General features: G+C 36.4%; 18 protein-coding genes, 5 pseudogenes and 2 riboswitches. Of the genes and pseudogenes, 20 read left to right on the plus strand and 3 right to left on the minus strand.

Features of this window, described 5'->3' with window-relative positions:
* Window positions 1-565 precede the first annotated feature (565 nt).
* From ltrA to EUC40_RS10500, 12 genes and pseudogenes are all read left to right on the plus strand, one after another.
* Window positions 566-2,213, plus strand: a pseudogene (gene ltrA, locus EUC40_RS10445) (group II intron reverse transcriptase/maturase).
* A gap of 358 nt (window positions 2,214-2,571) precedes the next feature.
* A complete protein-coding gene (locus tag EUC40_RS10450; RefSeq protein ID WP_156574901.1) occupies window positions 2,572-3,693 on the plus strand; it encodes a helix-turn-helix domain-containing protein in 1,122 nt (373 codons plus the stop codon).
* Between the two features lie 19 nt (window positions 3,694-3,712).
* Window positions 3,713-4,699, plus strand: a complete 987-nt coding sequence (locus EUC40_RS10455; protein WP_156574903.1) for an alpha/beta hydrolase family protein — start codon at window positions 3,713-3,715, stop codon at window positions 4,697-4,699.
* Window positions 4,700-5,136: 437 nt separating this feature from the next.
* Window positions 5,137-6,756 carry an S-layer homology domain-containing protein gene (locus tag EUC40_RS10460; protein ID WP_156574905.1) on the plus strand — a complete coding sequence of 540 codons (1,620 nt, stop codon included), beginning with the start codon at window positions 5,137-5,139 and terminating at the stop codon, window positions 6,754-6,756.
* 484 nt (window positions 6,757-7,240) lie between these two features.
* Window positions 7,241-7,342: riboswitch (purine riboswitch) on the plus strand.
* Window positions 7,343-7,505: 163 nt separating this feature from the next.
* Window positions 7,506-8,384: a 5'-methylthioadenosine/S-adenosylhomocysteine nucleosidase gene (locus EUC40_RS10465; protein ID WP_156574907.1), complete on the plus strand. Its 879-nt coding sequence runs from the start codon at window positions 7,506-7,508 to the stop codon at window positions 8,382-8,384.
* A gap of 259 nt (window positions 8,385-8,643) precedes the next feature.
* Complete coding sequence (gene rraA / locus EUC40_RS10470) at window positions 8,644-9,123, plus strand: ribonuclease E activity regulator RraA (RefSeq protein WP_156574909.1); 480 nt, start codon at window positions 8,644-8,646, stop codon at window positions 9,121-9,123.
* A gap of 342 nt (window positions 9,124-9,465) precedes the next feature.
* Window positions 9,466-11,271 carry a DUF4430 domain-containing protein gene (locus tag EUC40_RS10475; RefSeq protein ID WP_156574911.1) on the plus strand — a complete coding sequence of 602 codons (1,806 nt, stop codon included), beginning with the start codon at window positions 9,466-9,468 and terminating at the stop codon, window positions 11,269-11,271.
* A 56-nt stretch (window positions 11,272-11,327) separates the two neighbouring features.
* Complete coding sequence (locus EUC40_RS10480; protein ID WP_156574913.1) at window positions 11,328-12,158, plus strand: DUF4430 domain-containing protein; 831 nt, start codon at window positions 11,328-11,330, stop codon at window positions 12,156-12,158.
* A gap of 22 nt (window positions 12,159-12,180) precedes the next feature.
* Window positions 12,181-13,059 carry an energy-coupling factor transporter transmembrane component T gene (locus EUC40_RS10485; protein WP_156574915.1) on the plus strand — a complete coding sequence of 293 codons (879 nt, stop codon included), beginning with the start codon at window positions 12,181-12,183 and terminating at the stop codon, window positions 13,057-13,059.
* Window positions 13,032-14,693: an ABC transporter ATP-binding protein gene (locus tag EUC40_RS10490; protein WP_156574917.1), complete on the plus strand. Its 1,662-nt coding sequence runs from the start codon at window positions 13,032-13,034 to the stop codon at window positions 14,691-14,693. Before EUC40_RS10485 ends, EUC40_RS10490 begins: the two co-directional genes overlap by 28 nt.
* Window positions 14,666-15,367, plus strand: a complete 702-nt coding sequence (locus EUC40_RS10495) for an ECF transporter S component (RefSeq protein ID WP_151627057.1) — start codon at window positions 14,666-14,668, stop codon at window positions 15,365-15,367. The genes EUC40_RS10490 and EUC40_RS10495 overlap by 28 nt, the downstream gene beginning before the upstream one ends.
* A gap of 183 nt (window positions 15,368-15,550) precedes the next feature.
* A complete protein-coding gene (locus EUC40_RS10500) occupies window positions 15,551-16,273 on the plus strand; it encodes a YwiC-like family protein (protein ID WP_156574920.1) in 723 nt (240 codons plus the stop codon).
* Window positions 16,274-16,306: 33 nt separating this feature from the next.
* Here EUC40_RS10500 and EUC40_RS10505 read toward each other — a convergent pair whose 3' ends face one another.
* Window positions 16,307-16,498, minus strand: a complete 192-nt coding sequence (locus EUC40_RS10505; RefSeq protein WP_000545003.1) for a hypothetical protein — start codon at window positions 16,496-16,498, stop codon at window positions 16,307-16,309.
* Between the two features lie 122 nt (window positions 16,499-16,620).
* Window positions 16,621-16,719: riboswitch (SAM riboswitch) on the plus strand.
* 98 nt (window positions 16,720-16,817) lie between these two features.
* Here EUC40_RS10505 and EUC40_RS10510 point away from each other — a divergent pair.
* The 4 genes from EUC40_RS10510 to EUC40_RS10525 all read left to right on the plus strand — a co-directional run bounded on the left by EUC40_RS10510 (window position 16,818) and on the right by EUC40_RS10525 (window position 18,666).
* Window positions 16,818-17,075 (plus strand): hypothetical protein, encoded by a 258-nt coding sequence (locus EUC40_RS10510; protein ID WP_084064850.1) that lies wholly within the window; start codon window positions 16,818-16,820, stop codon window positions 17,073-17,075.
* Window positions 17,076-17,280: 205 nt separating this feature from the next.
* The gene (locus EUC40_RS10515) at window positions 17,281-17,718 is read left to right on the plus strand and encodes an SWIM zinc finger family protein (RefSeq protein WP_156574922.1); all 438 of its coding nucleotides are present in this window, start codon (window positions 17,281-17,283) and stop codon (window positions 17,716-17,718) included.
* Window positions 17,719-17,740: 22 nt separating this feature from the next.
* Window positions 17,741-18,316, plus strand: coding sequence for an NAD(P)H-dependent oxidoreductase (locus tag EUC40_RS10520; RefSeq protein WP_156574924.1), 576 nt, complete (start codon window positions 17,741-17,743; stop codon window positions 18,314-18,316).
* The gene (locus EUC40_RS10525; protein ID WP_156574926.1) at window positions 18,313-18,666 is read left to right on the plus strand and encodes a group-specific protein; all 354 of its coding nucleotides are present in this window, start codon (window positions 18,313-18,315) and stop codon (window positions 18,664-18,666) included. Before EUC40_RS10520 ends, EUC40_RS10525 begins: the two co-directional genes overlap by 4 nt.
* Before the next feature lie 40 nt (window positions 18,667-18,706).
* On the opposite strand, the pseudogene EUC40_RS10530 reads toward EUC40_RS10525, so the two are convergent.
* Window positions 18,707-18,817, minus strand: a pseudogene (locus EUC40_RS10530) (TIGR00366 family protein); the annotation flags it as partial.
* 111 nt (window positions 18,818-18,928) lie between these two features.
* Between EUC40_RS10530 and EUC40_RS10535 the strand changes: the two are divergent.
* Entirely contained in the window at window positions 18,929-20,680 is a 1,752-nt protein-coding gene (locus EUC40_RS10535) for a GMC family oxidoreductase (RefSeq protein ID WP_156574928.1), read from the plus strand.
* A 154-nt stretch (window positions 20,681-20,834) separates the two neighbouring features.
* On the opposite strand, the pseudogene EUC40_RS27590 reads toward EUC40_RS10535, so the two are convergent.
* A pseudogene (locus EUC40_RS27590) lies at window positions 20,835-21,041 on the minus strand (LVIVD repeat-containing protein); the annotation flags it as partial.
* A gap of 171 nt (window positions 21,042-21,212) precedes the next feature.
* On the opposite strand from EUC40_RS27590, the pseudogene EUC40_RS27190 reads away from it, so the two are divergent.
* The 3 genes and pseudogenes from EUC40_RS27190 to EUC40_RS27100 form a co-directional block, all read left to right on the plus strand.
* Window positions 21,213-21,479: pseudogene (locus EUC40_RS27190) on the plus strand (SGNH/GDSL hydrolase family protein); the annotation flags it as partial.
* A 56-nt stretch (window positions 21,480-21,535) separates the two neighbouring features.
* Window positions 21,536-22,903, plus strand: coding sequence for a short-chain fatty acid transporter (locus tag EUC40_RS10540; protein ID WP_156574931.1), 1,368 nt, complete (start codon window positions 21,536-21,538; stop codon window positions 22,901-22,903).
* Window positions 22,904-22,977: 74 nt separating this feature from the next.
* Window positions 22,978-23,180: pseudogene (locus EUC40_RS27100) on the plus strand (IS4 family transposase); the annotation flags it as partial.
* Between the last annotated feature and the right edge of the window lie 426 nt (window positions 23,181-23,606).

Raw genomic sequence — 23,606 nt, forward strand, 5'->3', positions numbered from 1 at the left:
TAGATTAGATGCAAAGTCTATCTCCATCCGAAACTGCGGACTTGGTAACGGGCTCGTGGGTTGCATGAGGAAATGTGGAAACAGAGAGTCTGTACATGACTCGGAATACCGCTAGGAGAAGACAGGTACGGTGAACGAGAGTGAAGGCTCGTAAGCTTCGTAATCGTTAGCTTGGGATAATGTACAGCTCTACCCAGGTCTTGATAAGAGGAAAGGCATTCTCATAATACTGCCGCGTTGCATCCCGCAACTTATCCGGAGTAAAGAGTCCACCTAACCCTGTCGTATCTGTGGAATGTGAAACTTGGTAAGCCCTATGTCATCTGCGCAAGCAGTAGGATGACTGTAAAGTCAAACGATGTGGCAGAGGGTAAAGGATATAAGAGAAAGCAAAAGCCGCTAGCCGAAAGGAAACAGGAAAGCATAGAAATATGTATAACTGAGCGGATATTGTCGTCCTTACGGACAAACCCATGACAAGCCTGAAAGGGAGCCCACTTCTTATAGGTCTTCAACATGGAAATACATTTGTAAGTTATCTTCTGACGAATAGGAGCGTGCAGTTATGAACACCTCAGAACGAGCGTCGGCGCACGTCTCGTATACAAACTGGAAAGCAGTTCAGATGTATGTGACGAAGTTACGACAAAGAATTTACCGTGCCGAACAGTTACAGCAACAAAGAAAGGTAAGAAAACTTCAACGCTTACTCATGAGAAGCGAAGCAAACTTACTGTTATCAATTAGACGAGTAACACAGCAGAATAAAGGAAAGCGAACAGCAGGTGTTGATGAACATACAGCCTTGAGTCGCAGAGAAAGAAATCTTCTCTATGAGCAACTCAAAAAGTTAAATACGCTACAACACCGACTAAAACCAGCAAAACGTATATACATTGTGAAGAAAAACGGAAAATTGCGACCGTTGGGCATCCCAACTATAAAGGATAGGGTATATCAAAATATAGTGCGAAATGCCCTTGAACCACAGTGGGAAGCCAGATTTGAAGCTATTTCTTACGGGTTTCGTCCTAAGCGAAGTACCCATGATGCCATACGAAGCATTTTCAATAGAATCAACGGGGGCACAAAGAAGAAATGGATATTTGAAGGAGATTTTCAGGGCTGTTTTGATCATCTCAACCATGAGTGGATACTCAAACAAACTTCTTACTTCCCAGGAAGAAAACTATTGAAGCGATGGCTCAAGATGGGATACATGGAGCAAAGCTTTTTCGCGGAAACGCAAGAAGGTACTCCGCAAGGAGGAATTATCTCGCCACTTCTCGCTAACATTGCCCTTCATGGAATGGAAGAAACCTTGGGAATTACTTACAAGAAAAACTATAAAGCTAATGATAGTTATATTATGAATCCTGCTTGCAAATTTACCCTTATCCGTTACGCAGATGATTTTGTGGTCTTAACGGAGACAAAAGAACAAGCACTCTCTGTATATATGAGACTTCGTCCCTACTTAAAGGACAGGGGATTGGAATTAAGCCCTGAAAAGACGAAGGTTACACATATTGAGGAAGGATTTGAGTTCCTAGGATTCTTGATTCGGCAGTACCAAACTGAACAGGGGAATAAACTGTTCATCAAACCAAGTAAGGGCAGTAGACAGAAAGCGAAGAAGAAAATTGGAGATACTTTACGTGTCATGAGGGGTCAACCCATCGGAGAAATCATCCGAGTGCTTAATCCTATTATCAGAGGATACGGGCAATACTGGAAACATGTCGTTTCTAAGAAAATCTTTGGTACAATGGATAGCTATATCTATTGGAGAATCGGCAAACATCTTCGACAGCTCCATCCAAAGAAGTCGTGGAAATGGATATATGCAAGATATTACAGGCATCCACATCATGGTGGAAATGCTTGGACACCAACCTGCCCGAAAACAAATATCCAACTCTTACATATGTCATGGATTAAGATTGAGAGACACAACATGGTGAAATTCAAAAAATAGTCCTGATGACCCAACATTGAAAGAATACTGGGAAAAAAGAGACCGTAAGGTATTTGATACGGAAAACACGATGGATAGAATGAAGCTGGCTAGAAAACAAGGTTACCGCTGCGCTATCTGCAAAACTCCACTACAAAACGGGGAAAAGGTAGTCGTAAAAGACATGCCTGTTCCGCAACACCTCATATTGTCTAATTTAAACTTAAAATTAGTTCACTTACCTTGCCTATACTAAAGGGACTGAAATCGGATAAAAAGAAGGCTTGAGCCGTATGATGGGAAACTGTCACGTACGGTTCTGAGGGGAGTTGGGGGCAGCGATGCCCCCCGCTTACCCGACTAAATAAGCTGTTCAATGGATTCCCATAGAAAACTATGGTGAGATGAAATGTTTGATTTTGAAGCACTTCAAAATCTTAGCTAGATGGCTATGTAGCGGTACCCACATTAAAAAGGCAGGAACATATCAAATATGTTCCTGCCTTTGATTTTAGACAGATGTTTCCTAACAGTTGATTTTGTTAACGAAAGTCGACTTCAAATCCATATTTTGTTTGAAATAAAAGCATATAATAAAAGTATGAGGTGATGATGTGAAGGAGATAAACATTCATAAAGTAATTGCGGATAAGAGAAAAGAAAAGGGAATTACGCAGGAAGAGTTAGCGGCGTATATCGGTATTACAAAAGCATCTGTTTCCAAATGGGAGACGGGGCAGAGTTATCCGGATATTACATTTTTACCATTGTTAGCAGCGTACTTTAACGTAAGTATAGATGAATTAATTTGTTATACACCACAAATGAAACAGGAAGATATTAAGGGTTTATATCATAGACTAGCGGAAGCTTTTAGTGAAGAGCCGTTTGATGAAGTAATGATGGAATGCAAGGAAATCATAAAAAAATATTATTCTTGTTTTCCATTATTAATTCAAATGGGAGTGCTTTTTATTAATCACCATATGTTAACAGAGGATACGAATAAAAGAATTGAAATGCTAGAAGAGGCAATTCATCTCTTTAATAGGGTACAGGAAGAAAGTGAAGATGTTTCGCTTGCGAAAGAGGCGGTATCGTTTCAAGCAACTTGCTATCTTCTACTCAATAAACCGAATGAAGTGCTGCAATTGCTTGGTGGAATGATACGTCCTAACGTTCCAGAGGAAGATCTAATTGCACAAGCGTATCAAATGCTTGGAAATGCTGAAAAGGCGAATGAAATTATGCAAATTAGTATGTATCAACATTTAATGCAATTCGTTTCGACAATATCGAGTTTTGTATTAGTAAATGCCTCAAACAAAGAAAAGGTAGAGATGGCTTTAAATAGAGCTTTTAAATTAATAGATATTTATGAAATAGAAAAATTGCATCCTAATATGACCTTAAAAGTTTATTATGCTGCTGCGCAAGTATGCTGTATGCATGAAAACTATGAAAGAGCATTAGAAATGTTACGGAAATATGCGGCGGTTTGTGCGGCGAGCTTTACAGTAAATAGTCTACATTTACACGGTGATTCCTATTTTGATGCGATTGATGAATGGTTTGCAGAATTTCCGCTCGGCGCTAAAACGGTCAGAAATGAAGAAATTATAAAGCGGAGCATGTTACAAAGTATTGCAGAGAATCCAATTTTCGAATCAATGAAAGACTTAATAGAGTATAAAAATATTGTAGCGAGTTTGAAATTTAAATTGGATATAAAATAATAGTGGGAGGACAAATATAATGACCTTTGACGAATATGAAGTAGCGATAAATAGTGAATTTACTTTGCATGGAACGATTACAAAGCCGAAAGTTGACGGGAAGTATGCTGCTGTTGTAATGATCGCTGGATCTGGAGAAGTTGATCGTGATGGAACGATAGTACCACTAAAGCTTGAGTCGAACATATATAAAGATTTAACACATGTATTTGCGAAGCTTGGAGTGGTGACGCTCCGTTTTGATAAGCGCGGAGTAGGAAAGAGTGAAGGGGCATTTCTGAAGACTGGAATGTGGGATTTGGTTAGTGATATAGAGGCTATGATTACGTATTTAAAAGAACAGCCATTTGTTGATCCGGAAAATATTATTTTAGCAGGTCATAGTGAAGGATGTATGTTAGCAACTGTAGTGAACGCAAGAACATCAGTTAATGGGCTCATCCTTCTTACGGGAGCTGCGGAATCATTAGAAGAAGCTTCGAAAAGACAAAGGGAAATTGCTTATAAAGAATTAAAAGAACAAAAAGGAATAAAAGGAAAGTTAATGCGTCTTCTTAATGTAGAGAAACGTGGAGAAAAGCAGATGGAAAAATTAAAAGAGAAAATGATGAACACAGAAAAAGATACGATTAAAGTTGGTTTTAAACCGATGAATGCAAAATGGTTTAGAGAGCATTTTCAGCATGATATTTATAAGGACTTACAACAAGTAACATGTCCAGTGCTAGCTATCGCTGGTGATAAAGATATTCAGGCTGATTCTGAAAGAGCGAGTCGAATTGGTGAGTATGTGAAGGGTGATTCTGAAGTACATGTAATAAAAAATATGGATCATAGTTTGAAAGTTTTTGAAGGTGAGTTTAAAGCATTAGAGTTTAAAAAGAATTATGAAGCAGGCGCGGGAAAGCCACTTCATCCAGAGCTGGAAGAAATTATTGTGAATTGGATGGATGCGCATTTTATCTCGCAGTATGAGGAAGTTGGAAGAGAGAGTAACTACCTGTAAAAGTCCGATTGGTGTGGGTACCTATGAATCCTACACCAATCGGGCTTTTTTGTAATTGTCGTTTCAATCCCACGAAGGAAACAGCATTCTTTAACTAACTCTATTACAGAAGCCGATACACCCTCATAACAATGATTCTTAAAAGAACCTATCATAAGAAATTTTTCTTTTTAATTTATAATAAAGATTAAAAAAAATGTGAATTTCATAGAAAAAGCACGACATATGAAGTAAAATGTCATGTATAGTTTCTATCATTCTCTTTAATAATTGTTTGAAATGTTCTTACATATTGATTTATCTGGGAAAATGTATAGATTTCGATTGATTATATGTAATGAAAAATGAAGGTGTTATGTAACTATTAGGATGTACATTAGAAGAAGTGTGAGGAGGAAGGTATATCTATTAAAATAGCGAGATATACTAAATTAAATATGAGTATTAGATTGAATAAAAAAGTAGTAGCATTAACAGCAGGACTAACGGTATTATCCTCATCGATGGTATCGTTTGCAGAAGAACAGCCATCTGTAAATAACCATCAATCTATAAGTATTCAGGAACAAAGCGGGACAGATCAACTTCAAGTATCAGAAGAACAAGTTTTAAAAAGTATTGAAGAAAGTTTTGAAGGGGTAGATGGACGCGGCGGAGGTACTGTCAATAATAAGAAAGTGGACAGTCTTCAAAGTTCAGAAGGTATTTATGAAGAAACGGGTACATTAACGGTTCCTCACAATTCAAGTAGAACAAAGCGTAGTCTTGCTTTCTCAGCACCTACAGTTTCTAGTACGATAAACGGGGTTCCATTCACGGAATGGATTGTTCCAGCAGGTAACGATAATATTCGCCCTCAAAATCATATGATTCCAAAGTATATTACAATTCATGAGACTGATAATAAAAGCGTAGGAGCAGGAGCTAAAAGCCACGCTCAATACTTATATAACCAAGCAGTAGGGGAAACAGACCGAGCTGCATCATGGCACTTTACAGTAGATGATAAAGAAATTTATCAACACTTACCATTAAACGAGAACGGATGGCACGCAGGAGATGGTGATGGGCCAGGTAATAGAGAATCTATTGCAATTGAAATTGCAGTTAATAGTGATGGTGACTACAATAAGGCAGTCGATAACGCTAAGAAACTTGCAGCTTATTTAATGAAAGAAACGGGTGTACCATTAAACAACATCGTAAAACATCAAAAATGGAGTGGTAAAAACTGTCCCGATATGTTGATTAATAGTGGACAATGGGTACCATTCGTAAATGGCGTTGAAGGATATTATAATAAATTTTATCAACCGACAGACGATATAACGGGAGGTTGGTATGAATCGGCTATTCGTGATTTGAACAGAAGAGGTATTATGGTAGGAGAAGGAAACGGCATTTTTGCGCCTAATAGATCTGTAACAAGAGCTGAGTTTGCGCAATTAATCTCGAATTCTTTAAGTCTTCCAGCTGGAGATGCGACGTTTAAAGATTTAAATGATGTAAATTCAACTTTACGAGATGGTATTAAACGTACTGCAAGTGCAGGCATCATTTCTGGTAGAGGAGACGGTAATTTTGATCCTAACACACCTATTACAAGAGAAGAAGCAGCGGTCATTGTAAATAAAGCTTTACAGTATAAAGGAATAAATGGACCATTGGTAAACTTACCATTTGCAGATAAAAATCAAATTATCTATAAAGAAGCTGTACAAAGATTATACGGCTTAGGTATTGTAACAGGTATGGGAGATAACTTGTATGTCCCTAAAGGAACAACAACTCGTGGTGAAACTGCAGCATTCATTTTAAACATGCTTCAAGTCATTGAAACTGGTAACGTTCAAAAAGGAATTGGTACGGTTGAAATAAATGGTATTGGGGTAAATGTTCGCAGCGGAGCAGGATCTAGCTACTCTGTTGTTAGAAAAGCAAGCAAAGGTGAAAAAGCTACAGTATACGAAGAAAAGAATGGTTGGCTAAGAATTGGTACAGATGAATGGGTTTATAATGAGCCTAGCTACATCGTCTATACGAAAGATAAAAAGTAAATAGTTAAGAAGTAAGTCATACATCACATATTTTATTTATCCCGCTTTAATGGGCAGTAAGACCCCCACCTCAAAATTCAGTGAAAGCAAAGAAGTTAGGTGGGGGTCGGGCTGCCCATAAAAGTCCGATTGGTGAAGGCTAATAATCAGTGGGGGATGAAGAAAACCCCCACTGATTAAAGTTTCACTTTATTCCCAGGCAATGGACAGCATTTTCTCCATTGCCTGTTTTTGTGTTTCAGTTTTTTAATAGTCATATAGAAATTTGAACTGGAGTTAGAAGGAAGAGTAATTGTCTGTAAAATATTGACCATTTTAGGTTAGTTTAGTACATAGGTTTTTTTGGTTTTTACGCAATTTTATATTTTTCAATGAGTATTTTTATTATTTGTCGGCTTTAAAAACGAATATTTTTAAAATTTAACTAAAAAATGTTCATATTTTTATTGCGTGCACACTAATAGTTTGTTATATTATCCATATAATAATTTTGAATAACATCACTCGTATACTCGGTAATATGGTCCGAGCGTTTCTACCTAGTTCCCAATGAAAGAACTGGACTACGGGTTAAAGTATTCGGTCGCTCTATGTAATGTGCGCTACCGATCTATAATTTTGCATATGCTTAATTAACTTTGACTACCGTAGTTCTAGAAAGTAGAGGTTCTTCTACAATTTCTAGAACTTTTTTGTTTGGACCAAAAGTATCGAGTATAGAAAACAACAAGAGAAAGAGGAGATTATTTATGAAGAAGAATACGTTGAAAAAATGTGCTGCCCTAGTAACTACTGTTGCATTGTCATTCTCGATACTTGCGGGATGTAATGCGAGTCCGAAACAAGTTGAGGCAAAAAGCAATCAAAAACCAATCTTAATTCAAGGGCCAATGCCGATAGAAGCTGAAAAGTTTGCAAAAAGGTTAAAAAATGTGAAAGAAGAAAAGTCTGGAACTTTCGTATTTTATAGAGGAACTGTCGACAATTATCCTGTAATCGTAGCGAAAACAGGTAAAGGAATGGAAAATACAGCTGCCGCTACAGCAGTAGCTATTGAAAAATATAAGCCTCAGGCAATTATTAACCAAGGAACATCAGGTGGACATGATCCAAATTTAAATGTATTTGATATCGTTTTAGGAAAACAAGTAGCAAACATCGGGTCATTAAAAACAACAAATATGGATGAGAATCAAGGGATTGAGCCGACAAAATGGATTGCTATGGACTTAATGGCTTCTGAAGGAAGTGCAGGAGAAGATCCAAATGCTGAGAAGGTCCGATACTATGAGGGCGATAAGGATTTACTTGCAGCAGCGAATGCGGTAAAAGACACATATACAAAAGGTAAAGTAGTTGAAGGTACGATTGGTTCAGCAGATGTTTGGAATAATGAAGTGGATAGAATTAAATGGTTCCATACAAAATACGGTACATCTGTTGAAGAAATGGAAGGCGCTGCAGCAGCGCAAATCGCAAAAGCGTATGACGTACCATTTTTAGGAATTCGAGTGTTATCTAACAATAAAACGAACGGCGGAAAATACAATCCAAACACAGCAGCGGCAAATCAAGAATATGTATATGAAGTAGTTAAAAAGTATATCGATACGTTGCCAAGTAAATAAAATTATTTCTAGTAAAGAAAGGCTAAGTAACCCCGACATGAACGACAAAAGTTGTTTGTTTCGGGGTATTTGCTGTTTTCTTATTCACTACTGAAGTAGTGAATAACGTTTCAATAGTATAGAAGGTTTTGCGGAAGAAAATTGCAATCTGGTTTTCAAAGATCGTTCGTCTACATACAAATTATTGCAACATTAGACAGGGAAACGAAAATAATCCAAGAATATGTTATATAGAAGGAAAAAGAAAAGAGGGAAAATGATGTGGAAAACTACAGATTTATGTGATGAGTTTGAAAAAGAATTACAAATATGTCGCCAGTCTTTTCGATCTTTTGGGAAGAAAGAACAATTCCACGGGAAAATTGCAACGGTAAGAGTGAAAGATGATAATGTACTAGTGAAAGAAGGATTGCAAACATTACCGGAAGGAACGGTATTAGTTGTTGATGGAGGAGCTTCTACGAATTGTGCGTTACTCGGTGATAATTTAGCAGCTATTGCAGAGGAAAGAAAGTTGGCAGGGATTATTGTGAATGGATATGTTCGTGATTCTAGTGAACTAAAGAATATTAATATTGGTATTTTAGCGTTAGGTACGATGCCAAATAGAAGTGTAAAAGAAGGAAAAGGTGACAGGAATATTTCATTGCAATTTGGAGAAGTAGAATGGAAGCCAAATGATTATGTGTATGTGGACGAAGATGGCGTCATTATTAGTGAAAAGAGTTTGCATAGTTAAGAGATTAAAAAGTTATTATTCTTAGAAAATAAATCCGATAAAACATGGACAAAATCCTTTGTCAATAGTAAAATAATACAGAAATTTAAAATTTACAGAATGTATAGGTTTATCGTTTTACGATAACTTAAATGGAAGTTAGTTTTGCCTAGAAAAGTGAATGTTATCACAATGATACGTTCATGAACGAAATTATTTTTCCTATACAAATATAGCCGCAAATGATGCGGGTAGGAGGTGTTGTGCATTTTTGTTCGGCACTTTTACAAAAAGAGAGTGTCAATCGCACGCCCTTGAAGGGCCTTTTTTTGTGTAAATGGTAGTAAGGGAGGAAATTTTGGGATGGCAATGTTAAAAAAATGGCTGCTTACGTCGTTAATGGCAGTTACACTTGTATTTGTTTCTTTTGCGAATACAGTACATATTACGTTTGCTGAAGGAAATACAGCGAAACTTGCAATTGTTGGTGAATCACAAAAGGGCATTATGTTATGTCCGAAAGAAGAGCAAATTAAAGATGGGGAAACAGCTTTAAGTTTGCTGCAAAAAGTCATGGGGGACAAAGTAGTATCTGAAACGATGTCGTTTGGAACGTATGTAAAAGGCATCGACGGCTTAATGGCTGGGGACACAAGCGGTTGGTTGTATGATGTAAATGATAAAGCTGCACAAGTAGGAGCAGATAGTTATAAATTAGAGTCTGGAGATGTTGTTGTATTCCGCTTTGTTTCAGACTGGAGCAATATGAGTCAAGAAACATTACAGCAAACATTAGATAAATTTGGAACTTGTAAAACTGTTGAAGAACCAAAGACAGATGATCCAAAACAAGAAAAGCCAGAAGAACCAAAAACGGATGATCCAAAGCAAGAAAAACCAGAAGAACCAAAAACGGATGATCCAAAACAAGAAAAACCAGAAGAACCAAAGACAGATGATCCAAAACAAGAAAAACCAGAAGAACCAAAGACAGATGATCCAAAACAAGAAAAGCCAGAACAACCAAAGCAAGAGAACATTCAAGTTCCAGCAGCACAAGTAAACGAAGCAATTTCTAAAACGTCTGAAAAGATGTTACAAGATGGAATTGAAAGTGATTGGGTAGCTTTAGGACTTGCTCGTTCTGGAAAGAATGTACCGATTGAGGCGCAATTAAATTACGTTAAAGCAGTAACAGAAAAAGTAGAAAAGCGTGTGAATCGTTTTACAGCAACGGATTTAGCTAGAACGATTATTATGATGAATGCAATGAATGCTGATCCGAAAAAGGTAGGCGAACATAACTTAGTTCAAAAATTGTATGAATCAGATAAAGTAAATTCTGTTACAGGTTATGCATTTGCTTTACTTGCATTTGATACGAAGAAGTATGAGATCCCAGTTGAATCAAAATGGAATCGAGTTGCGTTAGTAGAGTCACTTTTAAACACGCAACACACAGATGGTGGTTGGACTTATGATAGTGCAAGCAGTAAAGAAAGTGCTAGTAGCGTTGATGTTACGGCTATGGTTTTATCAGCATTAGCCCCTTATCAAGAGCGACTAGATGTGAAACCAGCTGTGCAAAAAGCTGTTGCGTATTTATATAAAGAGCAGCTAGAAAATGGCGGTTTTTCTGCAGATGGACAAGAAAATTCAAATAGTACTGCGCAAGCAATTATTGGGTTATCACTTGTGAAAGATGTAGATCAAAATCGTCTTCATAAGGCAGTGCAAAACCTATTGTCATATCAGCTTCCAAATGGTGAATTCAAATGGTTACCAAGTGATCAAAACGGTAGCGGAATGGCTACAGAGCAAGCATTATTAGCTTTAATTCAGTTTAAAGAACTTGGAAAGTCAATTTATGATTGGTCAAATGTATCTGTTACTGAAATCGATACAAAGCCTAATGTGGATTCAGAAAAAGTTGTAGTAGAAAAAGAAGTTATTGAACAACCACAAGAAGAAAAACAAGTGCAACAAGAAATAAAAGATGACAATTTAAAAGTTGTTGTTGATAACGAACCGGTTAAAAATAAAAAATCCGGAAACGGTAGCACACTACCGAAAACAGGAGCATCTTCTCATAGTGCAGCTACAGAAGTAGGTGTGGGTGTATTGTGTATTGCTTCTGCATATGTATTATGGAGACGTAAAGCAGCTTAACAAAAATTAGGAGCAATTATTTGCTCCTAATTTTCGTATGAAAGGTGAGAGATAACATGAGTAAGGTGAAATGGTTCATTTCTTTAATGCTTTCGCTCGGACTACTTGCTGGATGTGAAGAGGCGGCTGTACAGCCAGAGAAGAAGGTAGAACCAAAGCAAGAAGAGGTTGCGAAACAAGAAGAGAAAAAAGATGAAGCAAAACCGGAAGGAAAACCGGAGGAAAAACAAGCTGAACAAGAGAAAAATAAGCAAGAAGAGCAAAAAGAGAAACAAGAACAAAAAGTAGAAGAGAAGCCGAAAGAGGAAAAACAGCAGGCACAACCAGAAGTTAAGAAAGAAGAAAAACCTCAGGAACAACCGGCTGCTACGAAACAACCAGAACAGCAAAAAGCACAAGAAGAGAAACAACAAGAGCAGCAACCGAAAGCACCAGAAGTAAAAGAAGAAGCGAAGGTTGTCAATCAGCCAAAAGAAACACCGAAGCAGGAGCAAAAAGTTGATCCGAATAAAGAGAAACAAGTAACTGTTCCGGTTCCGCCAGAACCAAAGCCAGAACCGAAACCTGAACCAAAACCAGTGCCGCAAGCAAAACAAGTTACGATCTCAGTAAAAGGTAATGAAGGATACTTATTAGGTGCGAAAAAGATTGATGTACAAGAAGGCGATACTGTTTATAAAGTATTGCAGCGTACGGGATTAGATGTTGATGCAATGGGTTCTAAAGGTGATATTTATGTAAAGGGTATTAATGATTTATATGAAAAAGATGTTACGGCTACTAGTGGATGGAAATATCGTGTGAACGGTGCGTTTCCAAACTATAGTGCAGGTGTAGCTACAGTAAAACCAGGAGATACAATCGAGTGGGTGTTTGTATTAAAATAAGAAAGGTATTTGGTAAAGGACTATGAAAATAAGTTTTTCTTCTTTACATCCTTTTGTGAATTTTTTCTATTATATCGGGGTGATGATACTATGTATGATGTGTCTTCATCCTCTTTTTTTAATTGGAGCAATACTATTAATCGTTATGTTAAATGTGATGCAAGGGAATAGCGAAAAGATAAGAAAGATGTTACCGAGCACAATCGTCTTCTTTTTTATGGTGATTTTATTTAATTCGTTATTAACGCATAGAGGCCGAACTACGTTATTTTGGTTAGGTGATAGCCGTATTAAGCTTGAGGCAATTATGTTCGGACTAGTAATGGGGTTATTGTTAGTTGCAGTTATGTTCACGTTCGCGTCGTATAATGATATTATTTCAAGTCATAAATTTTTATATTTGTTTTCTAGAATTTCACCGAAAGTTGCATTGTTAACGATGATTACAGTAAGGTTTGTGCCGTTGTTTATTAGGCGGTTGCAGAAAATTACACTCATCCAAAAAACGAAAGGTGTACAAGTTGATGCAGGTTCCATTATTGAGCGCGTGAAAAATGGTATGCAATTGCTGCAAGTATTATTAATTTGTTCGTTAGAGGATGCACTGCAAACGGCAGATTCTATGCAAGCTCGTGGATTTGGTGTAACGAAGCGTACGACGTATATTCGATATAGAATGGAAAGACGCGATTGGTATACGCTCAGTTATTTAACGATTCTATTCATAGCCGCGGTCATCTTTAGTAATTATGGCGGAGGAAAATTAATTATTTATCCGAAAGTCGAATCGATTTTATTTCAGCAATATGATGGAATAATGTTTGTCGTATTTACGATGTTTATTAGTTTACCAATTATAATGGAAGGAAGGGAATGGCTATGGTGGCGCATGCAGAAATAAACAATTTATCATTTGTATATGCTGATGAAAACGAATACGCGTTACAGCATATTTCTCTTTCTGTTCAAAAAGGAGAGTTCATTGCACTTGCTGGAGGATCAGGATCTGGAAAGACGACTTTATTAAAACATTTTAAAAAGGAATTACTTCCAATCGGTAAGTGTACTGGAGACACATATTATGATGGTACTTTATTAGAAAATGTACCGGATTTGTTATCTGCCCAAGAAATTGGCATGGTATTTCAAAATCCAGAAAATCAGCTCGTAATGGATACAGTAATTCAAGAATTAGCATTTTCTTTAGAAAATATCGGGTTACCATCTCATATTATTCAAAAGAGAATAGCCGAGCTTATTAGTTTCTTAGGATTTCAAGATCTATTGCATCAATCTGTTCATACGTTATCTGGCGGGCAGAAGCAACTTGTCAATTTAGCTGCAGTATTAGTTATGCAGCCGAAATTATTATTATTAGATGAACCGACAGCACAATTAGATCCAATTGCTGCGAAAGAGTTTTTAGGATTGTTAAAGCGTATTAACGAAGAACTTGGAATTACGATCGTTTTAAGTGAACATCGTTTAGATGAGGTAATGCCGCTCGCAACGCGCGTTATTTGTATGAATAACGGCCGAATCGTGTATGATGGCAGTCCGAAAACGGTTGTAGCGAATATGTGGGAAGTAGAAAAGTTCCGTCCATTTATTCCGCAAATTCCAAGATTGTTTTTAGAGTGGAATGCGAACGATATTCCGTTTACAGTGCGAGAAGCACAAATGAAAATGAATGATTTTTCAGCGATACCATATGTAAATGAGCCAATAGTACAAAGTGAAAAGCAAGAAGTCATTTTAAGTGCAGAGCATATTTCGTTCCAATATGAAAAAAATAGCCCGCTTATTTTACGAGACTTAACCGTATCGATTGAAAAAGGAAAATGGGTAGCGCTCGTTGGGAAAAATGGTACTGGGAAATCTACACTGTTAACGATTTTAGCGGGGTTACAAAAAGCGAGAAGAGGAAAAGTGAAGTGGAAAGGTAAAGTGATACATAAAATTGATTCAAAAGAACGATTTAAAAGTATCGGGTATGTATCGCAGCATCCGTATTATCATTTCACATTTGATACAGTGTGGGATGAAGTGTATGAACGTGCACGTGAGTTATACGGAGAACAAGGAAGAGAAATAGCAGAGCATCAGCTTAAAAAGTTTTGGCTCTATGCACTTAAAGAACGCCATCCGCATGATTGTAGCGGGGGAGAACAACAATTACTTGCGTTATGTACAACGTTATTGTCAAGGCCAACGTTATTATTACTCGATGAACCGACAAAGGGACTCGATCCATGGAAGAAAGAAAGAGTAGGAGAGTTATTTAAGAAGTTACAAAAAGAAGGTACAACAATTGTAATGGCAACGCATGATATTGAATTTGCGGCGAAATATGTGGATCAATGTATGATGTTATTTGACGGAGCAGTTATTATGAATGATGCACCGAAAGAATTTTTTAGTGGTAACTTCTTTTATACAACATCGATCAATCGATTCATTCGAAAAGAATTGCCATATGCATTAACGTGGGAGGATGTGTACGAAGCGTGTCCAAGCGATATGTTGCATTCATAATATGTATTTTTGCAGTTATAATAGCCACATTGTTCTTTACTACACTTATCATGGACGGGTATTACTTGTTAAGTAGCTTGTTTTTATTAGCTGTTATTATGTTACCATTCTATATCCGCTTTGAAAGAAAGGCGTTTGTTTCACGTGAAATTGTTCTCGTTGCCGTATTAGCAGCAATCGCAGCAGTTAGCCGCGTACCATTTTCGATTTTACCGAGTGTACAACCGACTTCATTCGTTATTATCGTTTCTGCAATCGTGTTTGGGAGTGAGACTGGTTTTATGATCGGTGCAACAGCGGCGATTGTATCTAACATCTTTTTAGGGCAAGGTCCGTGGACGCCGTGGCAAATGTTTTCATGGGGGATGATTGGTTTCATAGCTGGATTATTACGCAATACATTTTTAATGAAAAAGTTATGGGGAAGACTACTATACGGATTCTTCGTTGGCTTTTTATTTGGCTGGATCATGAATTTCTGGGGACTACTCGGTTTTATACAGGAAGCAACGTGGGAAACAGTTATTTCATACTATATCGCAAGTTTTTACTTCGATTTGAGTCATGCGATTTCAAATGTTGTGTTCTTACTACTATTTAGTACTTCTTGGATTACGATTCTTACAAGATTTAAAAGGAAATATGGCATATTAGATAAGCATAACATGGCATAGAAAAGCATATTTATATAAGGTAGGGTCGCGACTTACATATTCGTTTGCCTCTTTCATGCTTCTTACATATTGTAAGGAGCATTTTTTATTGTCAAAAAATAGTCCAATATATATCCGTTACTATATGAAATTATTTGTATAATAGTAGGTGAGAATTATTTTCAAAAGGGAGGTGTATAGTTAATGAAGTTAGTTATTCCGAAGCAACATGGGGCATGGGCGATGCTCGTTATACCATTTCTATTAAGCGCTATACTTGGGAAACCTACTATGTATCATATTCCATTGTTTTTAGCTTGGTTTTTCATCTATTTAGCTACGTATCCATTCCTTACGTACATAAAACAAAAACGAAAAAAAGAATATTTACATGCCGCAATTTTATATTTTATTATTGCGTTCGTATTTGGGATGATTTCTTTATTATATGAATGGCGAATTCTTTTATTCGTAGTAGTCATGATTCCATTATTTATTGTAAATATGTATTACGCTCGTCAAAAGAATGAAAGAGCGTTACTAAATGACATTTTCGCGATTATTGTTTTCTGTATCGGTGGTTTAGTCAGTTATTATTTTTCAATGAAACTTATAGATAAAACAGCATTATTCATTGCGCTTATTTCATTTTTATATTTTTTAGGAAGTACGTTTTATGTGAAAACGATGATACGTGAGAAAAATAATCCGAAGTATCGTTTTATATCTTGGGGTTATCATATTGTATTAACGATTATCATTTTTACTATTAATCCATTGTGTTCTCTTATTTTTATACCAAGTGTTATTCGAGCAATAGTGTTGTATGGCAAAAAGATTTCTATCATAAAAGTAGGGATTTTAGAAATTGTGAATTCTGTATATTTTTTAATTATAACGGCAATAATAATGAAGTATGCCATTTGAAAAAGCTTCCCACCAAATTGATGGGAAGTTTTTTCAATCTTGTTCTAAAATGTGAACGGTGTAATCGCAGCGTTGAATAGCTTGTTCGATCGCATAAAGGGATTGTTCAATACGAGCGCGATTAAAATCTTTTTCAACAGTCTGTAGCGCTTCTTCTAAACAATGTTTTGCTTCTTGTAATGATTGAAAAGAATTTTGGACATATCCGCGAGCATTTTCGTGCATTTCATAATCCTCCTTGCATATTCATATATGTATAGTATGAACAGTAAGGAACAAAATATAATTTGTTATATTTATTTGACAATTAAAATGAAATTACGTATAGTAGGAATTAAGTGAATATTTTCTTATCCAGAGAGGTGGAGGGACTGGCCCGATGAAACCCAGCAACCGCGATGCAGGTGCTAATTCCAGCAGAACATATTTGTTCTGGGAGATAAGACGAAGATATACGTAACTTCTTCTTATCGGAGAGGTTTTTTTATTGCAAAAAAACCGATTACGAAAATTTATATTAAGAAGAAAGGGGGTGCGAAGTACTGTGACACTCGAAAAATACGTAAAACTGCGTAGTACAGTTTATGAATATATGATAGAGCAAGATAAGCCAATATCATTGTTAGATATTCAAGAACATATCGTTTCGCATCATGAAGGAAAATTCACGAAAAAGATGTTACATCAATTTTATTTATCAAGACTATTAGATGAACTGAAACTGGATGGAAAAATTACATTAGCTGATGAATATCTCTATGCTGAAAAAGGGGTATTTTATAAGGCGGGAAAAGGGAGCTAAGCTCTCTTTTTTTTTGAAGTATGTAGAGTAAAAGACTGCTTAAGCAGCCTGATACAGGGAATGGTGTTGAGTGTGTAGTGTCAAAGATTGAATGTGCCTGAAAGAGGCACTTCATATCGGCTGCAAATGAAAAGAGACACCTCCGCCGAATAGGTGTCAGTCGTTTTGTCATATAGACTTGCTATTTGACAGTTATTAGAATAACATGCAGGGTTTTGGAAGTCAAAAGGGAATTAAAGGAAGAGGTGTTGTTATGTACGCTTACTTATTAAACGATATAACGAAGTGGATTCCTAAGTACATTATGGATAAAGGATATGAATATTATGAAGAAGGACATGTAGAAGATGTCGAAATACAAGATACGAAAATATTTGCCTTCGTTACTGGAAATGCAGGGAACTACGAAGTAATTATTGATTTAGAGGATTTTACAGAAAGTAGCTGTGAGTGTCCATATGAAAATTATTGTAAACATATGGCGGCGGTCGTTTATGATATTCAACATGTAGGTGAGAGTACAGTTAAAGAGAAACTGAAAGATTTAGAAAAGGAAGAGTTACTCACAGTATTAAATCGTTTGTTGCAAAGTTCGAAAAACGTGCAAGTTGTAGAGAAGATGTTAGAGAAGTGGAAGCTTTAACTATAGAGGGAGTGGTTTTGCAATGAACGTACTAATTATATACGCCCATCCTAATCCTTCAAGTTTTAACGGGGCCATTTTAGAGCATGTGCAAAAAGGATTACAGGAAACAAATCATTCGGTTACGGTACTTGATTTATATAAGGAACAATTTGATCCAGTGCTTGTATTTAATGAAGAGAAGAAAAGGCGTGATTTAGTAAGTGAGGAAGAGACAGCGCGATATAGAAAATTAGTGGAAGAGGCAGATACTCTTCTCTTCATTTATCCGATATGGTGGTGGGGGATGCCTGCTATTTTAAAAGGATTTATTGACCGTATTTTCGTAGCGGGATTTGCTTATAAATATGAAGGTGCTCTGCCGAAAGGATTATTGACCGGAAAGAAAGCGTGGGTTATTAATACGTTGGATTCGCCTTTATGGTACGTCGCTTTATTATACCGATCAGCAGATTGGATTGTAATGAAGAGAGGCGTTTTACGTTTTTGCGGCATTCGCGATATAAAACGTTCAGTATTTCAATCTGTGAAAACGAGTAAACTAGAGAAGCGGGAAAAGTGGTTATTACAAATAGAAGAAAAGGCTCGTACATTATGAATGAAGTCGATCGTATTATAAACTGTTGTGGGTATGATAATGAACTTTTGCGAACGTATATTACATGTTTACTTCAATTGAAAAAATGTAGCGAAATATTTCAGCAAATTCAAATAGAGTTAAGAAATGACTACTTGTTAAGAGGGATTTGTGAAAGAGAAGTGGATGAGATAGTAAGGGGAAGTAAAGAATATGAAATACATTTTCTTCCTAAAGCGTTACAGTGGAATTTTTTGAGGGAACATCCACACCTGATCGAAAAAATTTGCGAAGATTTTTTTGCATTTGAGTCATTACATCTTACGGAGATAGAGTGGGAAACGATTATAAATTGCGTGGGAAATAAGTGATTTATTGTGTAAAAAAGCTAGTATAAAACTAGTTTTTCATTTAAATAAATAAGAAACATAGACTAATGATACAACCTGCATATAATAAGTTCACAACGCAAAATCCCATAATATCACGAGCGCCTAAACCAGCTATCGCTAATGCTGGTAATTTTCAAAACTATTAACCTCTATTAAAAGTACAGGCAGTCCGTACGATATGTTCATAGTATATTGTATAGGAATTTATTGTTTTAAATTTTTTATTGAAAGGAATAATAGGATGTCAAAACAATATATTTTTGATTACATCGTGATTGGTGCCGGTACTGCCGGAGGGATAATTGCTAAAGAATTAACGGATGATAAATGTACTTCCGTTCTCGTTCTTGAAGCAGGAACAAACATGACAGAGGAATTAAGCAGTCCTAATCTTATAGTTTCTATTTTAAATGCTACTGATAATAGGCATTCATTTAATGTCACTACTATAGTTGAGCAAACGATTGGTCGTCAGTTAATAACGTCAAGTGGTCGTGCCATTGGTGGAAGTTCTGAACATAATCAGATGTTAGCTGTACGTGGCAGTCGTGATATTTATGATGTATGGGCAAAATTAGTTGATAATAACGCATGGAATTATGATAGTATTCGCTCATTATTTATTAAAAATGAAACGTATACAGGAATGACACAAAGCCCTCAAGAACGTGGAAGTAACGGACCTATTTTTATTAGACAACAAAACATTCCTAATCAAGGATTAATCCAAACCTTAGCACAAGCCGCTTCAGAAGTTTTTAATATCCCAATTGAAGAGGATTACAATACAGGGATAAGAGATGTTACGACCCTAAAAGGTCAATATATTCAAAAGATGGAAAACGGAAAATTGGTTCGTTCCTCGACAGCAACCGGTTATTTAAACAATCAAATTGTTACGCAAGGAAATGAATTCCAAGCTGATGAATTTGGAGTTGATCAGAGAAAATTGGTCATCTTTTCAAAGACAACAGTGGATAAAATTCTATTTAAAGAAAAAAAAGGAATTAACATTGCTGTTGGCGTTCAATATGTTAAGAATGGGGTGTCACAACGAAGTTATGCTCGAAAAGGAATCATTGTCTCAGCAGGCCAATTCTCCTCTGTCATACTTCAACGCTCAGGTATTGGTAGTCCTGAAGATTTAGCTAAAGCTGGCATATCAACTTTAGTAGAAAGCCCTCAAGTCGGATATAACTTCCAAACACATTATTCTGTCGGTATGGGGATTAGAGTGGAAACAGGAAGACTTCTTCAGATATTGGCTGCTGATCCTAATCAGCCAGGAGCATTTGGAGCATTTAAAAAAGTCAATAACCCTATTGGTGGCCGGCGCCTTCAATTATTAGGCCTCCCACTTCCGTTTTTTGTACCTAGTCAGGAAATTGCGATAAATGGTTGGGATTTTAATGAGACAGAACCTAGTAATATTATGAGTATTGGAATTGTAGATGTAAATCCAAGAAGCCGAGGTACTGTCATGGTTTCCCATAGCGACCCAGAGGCATATCCAACTATTGATTTAAACCCGTTGGCAAATCCAGATGATCTAAACTTCATGGTGGATCAATATATTGAGACGTATAACATGATTGTTAGAGCGCGTGAACTCGATCCGGGGGACATCTATCAGGTAGTCTTTCCTGATGAAAGTATATTCCAAATTCCGGATGAGAATGAAAAGCGGACTAGATTGGCTGGCTTTGTCAGAGCTTCGTATTCCCTTTTTACTCACTTCGGAGGGCAATGTAAGATGGGTAAAAATATTAAAGAAGGAGTTCTTGATGGATCCCTGAATGTCTTTGGAACCAAAAATCTGAAAGTCGCTGATCTTTCCATTTCTCCAATTTTGCCAGACGGCAATACATCAATCCCTGCCCAAATGATAGGATTGAATGCAGTACGTTTTATTCGAGAAGATCCTTGCCCATATGTGGTGGATGATACGGAAATTAAAGATTATGAATGCAAATCGATAAGGAATAAAAAATGAATACTATATATCAATAGTTAACTTAGCATAACGAATATTTAGGAGAATACAAAAGCCCTCTAGTTAAGTAATCTGGAGGGCTTTTGTATTCACATAATCAAGGTTATTGGTAGTTGAATCGTTGTAACGTACCTTACTAGCTGAATAACGTAAAAACAGCTAGTCCATTAGGAACATTTAAATCTTCTGCACCAAACTCTCCCGCGCGTATAGGAGCTGTAGGATCAGAAATATTATAAATTTCTACCGTGCTATCGAAAGGACTAGATACATAAAGAAATTTAGCTATTACAACAACAGGAGGGAAAGCAGGAAAAAGTCTACGACAGCATTTCTTTTGTTTGGAAAAATATGAGTTCATAACAGTTAATCTTCTATTTAAAAATTAAATATAATAATTCAGATTGTGTGCGTATCCAATAAAATTTCTAGTGTATATTCTATACACGTCAGGTTAACGTGACACATCATTATTAGTAGTCAACGAACCATAAAATGGAAAATTAGCTATTCCTGGATATTTAAAATAAAGATTCCTGTAGTTGAAGAGTTAAAAAATGAAGTAAATTTAGGAAACTATGTCATTATTGGATTAGGTACAAATGGAGCTTTTACTACTGAGTAACATGTTTCATTAATAAAATTAGTTGGAAATGAACGTAAAATGATATGTATTAATAAGAGGGCACCACGTCCGTGGGAATCAATCGTAAATGAGAGATTGAAAGTAACGGTATTTAGATATTTGAATGTAGATCTAGTTGATTCGTGTGCAGCAAGTGTAAAAGGATTTTATTTTCTTTTGTGGAATGTTATTTATATTTACCTTATTAAAATTTAGAAAGGAGAATATTTATGAAACATTCCTTATTGGAGACAAATCCAGAACCAGGAAAGAAAGAATCATTGCTTACACGATGTGCAAATGTATTTTCAAGATGGTCTCAGAAATATGTCCCAGATGCCTTTGTTATTGCGGTGCTGCTCACTTTATTTACTTTCATTATAGCTTTGTTGATGAATCCCTCAAATCCGTACAAAATCGTAAAATCTTGGGGGGATGGATTTTGGACTTATTTAACGTTTACAATGCAAATGGTATTGCTAATGGTTACAGGGATGACGCTAGCTTCTGTCCCGTTTATTAATAGAGGCTTACAGTCTATTGCAAAGTTAGCCGATACACCTCAAAAGGCTTATACGATGACATTTTTGATCAGTGCAATTGCATACTATATCAATTGGGGACTAGCTGTAGTTGTGGGAGCGATCATTGCGAAGGAAGTAGCGAAAAAGAATCCGAATGCACATTTTCCATTACTTGTAGCAGCTGCTTATGCTCCGACAGCCTTATATAGCGCAGGTCTTTCAAGTTCTATTGGCCTGACAATTGCCACAAAGGATCATTTTCTTGTAGATATGATTGGAATTATTCCTACCTCACAAACAATCTTTAGTTATTCTACTCTAATTATTTTTTTCGCTCTACTCATCACGATGCCAATTATTATTGTACTTATGGCTCCAAAAAGTGGGATTATCAGCTATAAAGCACCCGAAACTGATACAAATTCTTTTGTAAAACCTCCTCAAAAGAATTTAACTGTTGCGGAAAAACTAGAATGGACACCGGTTCTAGGAATAGTATTAGGTGCAATTGGCACGTTGTATTGTGTTTATGAATTCGTGAACGGTCGTAGTTTAGATTTAAATATCATTAATTTGTTTTTCTTGTCACTTGGTTTGCTCCTGCATGGTTCTCTTGGTAACTTTGCACAAGGATTCAAAGAATCTGCGCAATCCATTTCTCCGATTATTCTACAGTTTCCATTTTATGCGGGGATTATCGCTGTTTTAGGTAGTTCAGGGTTGGGAAGCTCAATCATTGAATGGATGGCATCCATTGCGTCAAAGGATACATTTGATATATTTACATATTGGTCAGCGGGATTGGTGAACTTATTGGCACCGTCTGGCGGGGGACAATGGGCTTTGCAAGGGCCACTGCAGGTTCCGGCAGGATTGAAGTTAGGTGTAGATCCGGCTACTATCGCTATGGCGGTAGGCTGGGGGGACGCATGGACAAATTTGATTCAGCCGTTCTGGGCACTACCTCTTTTAGGTGTGCTGGGATTGAAAATTAAAGACATTATGGGGTATTGTTTCATTCTCTGCATTTGGGTTGGGATAGTTACAAGTTTATTGATGTTATTTGTATATTAGCTTTCATAGTAATACAATTAAAATAAAAAAACGCTATTCTTTCTGTAAATACATAGGAAAGGATAGCGTTTTTTATGTCTATTTCTGTATCTGATGAATTACAATTATTTGCTCAAGAATTTTAAAGATTCTTATCTCCAAATATCTTACGAGATATTGCTAGAGATGTTGGTTTTGTGCAACAAACAGGTAGGTACCAAGCAAGTATTTAGTTACTTTATGTGCTTGGGTGAGTCAAAATGCCACTAAAACTTCTTTCACATGTATGGAATGTACAGGTTTTTTTTATCTGCAAGCTGTTCTTTATCAAACTCAGCATAATGACCACCATCAACACTATGGTTAAAAGTATCCAATATGGTATGGCAGAACCGGGAGTGTTGGAAGTACTACGAGAACTGTTGGACATTATGAATAAGAGACAATAAAAAAATCTTCATGGATGCAAGAGGAATTTTTTATTGGGAATAGTAAGGATGAGGGGAGGTGCATTACATATGGGAAAAGGTAGAAGTAATAATGCTGGAAAAAAGCAACCAAATTTCGATGATTCATCTAATTTCGCTAAACAAAGTCAACCGACAGAAAAGAAGAAGAAATAAGAAAAGGATCTCTCTTTATTAGGAGAGATCCTTTTTTAAATAGTATTTCTTGTTTCAGTATCTTCTAATAACTTATAGGATTGGTGTAAATAAAACACACC

The sequence above is a fragment of the Bacillus luti genome, assembly GCF_009739945.1.
In the GTDB taxonomy this organism is placed as follows: domain Bacteria; phylum Bacillota; class Bacilli; order Bacillales; family Bacillaceae_G; genus Bacillus_A; species Bacillus_A luti.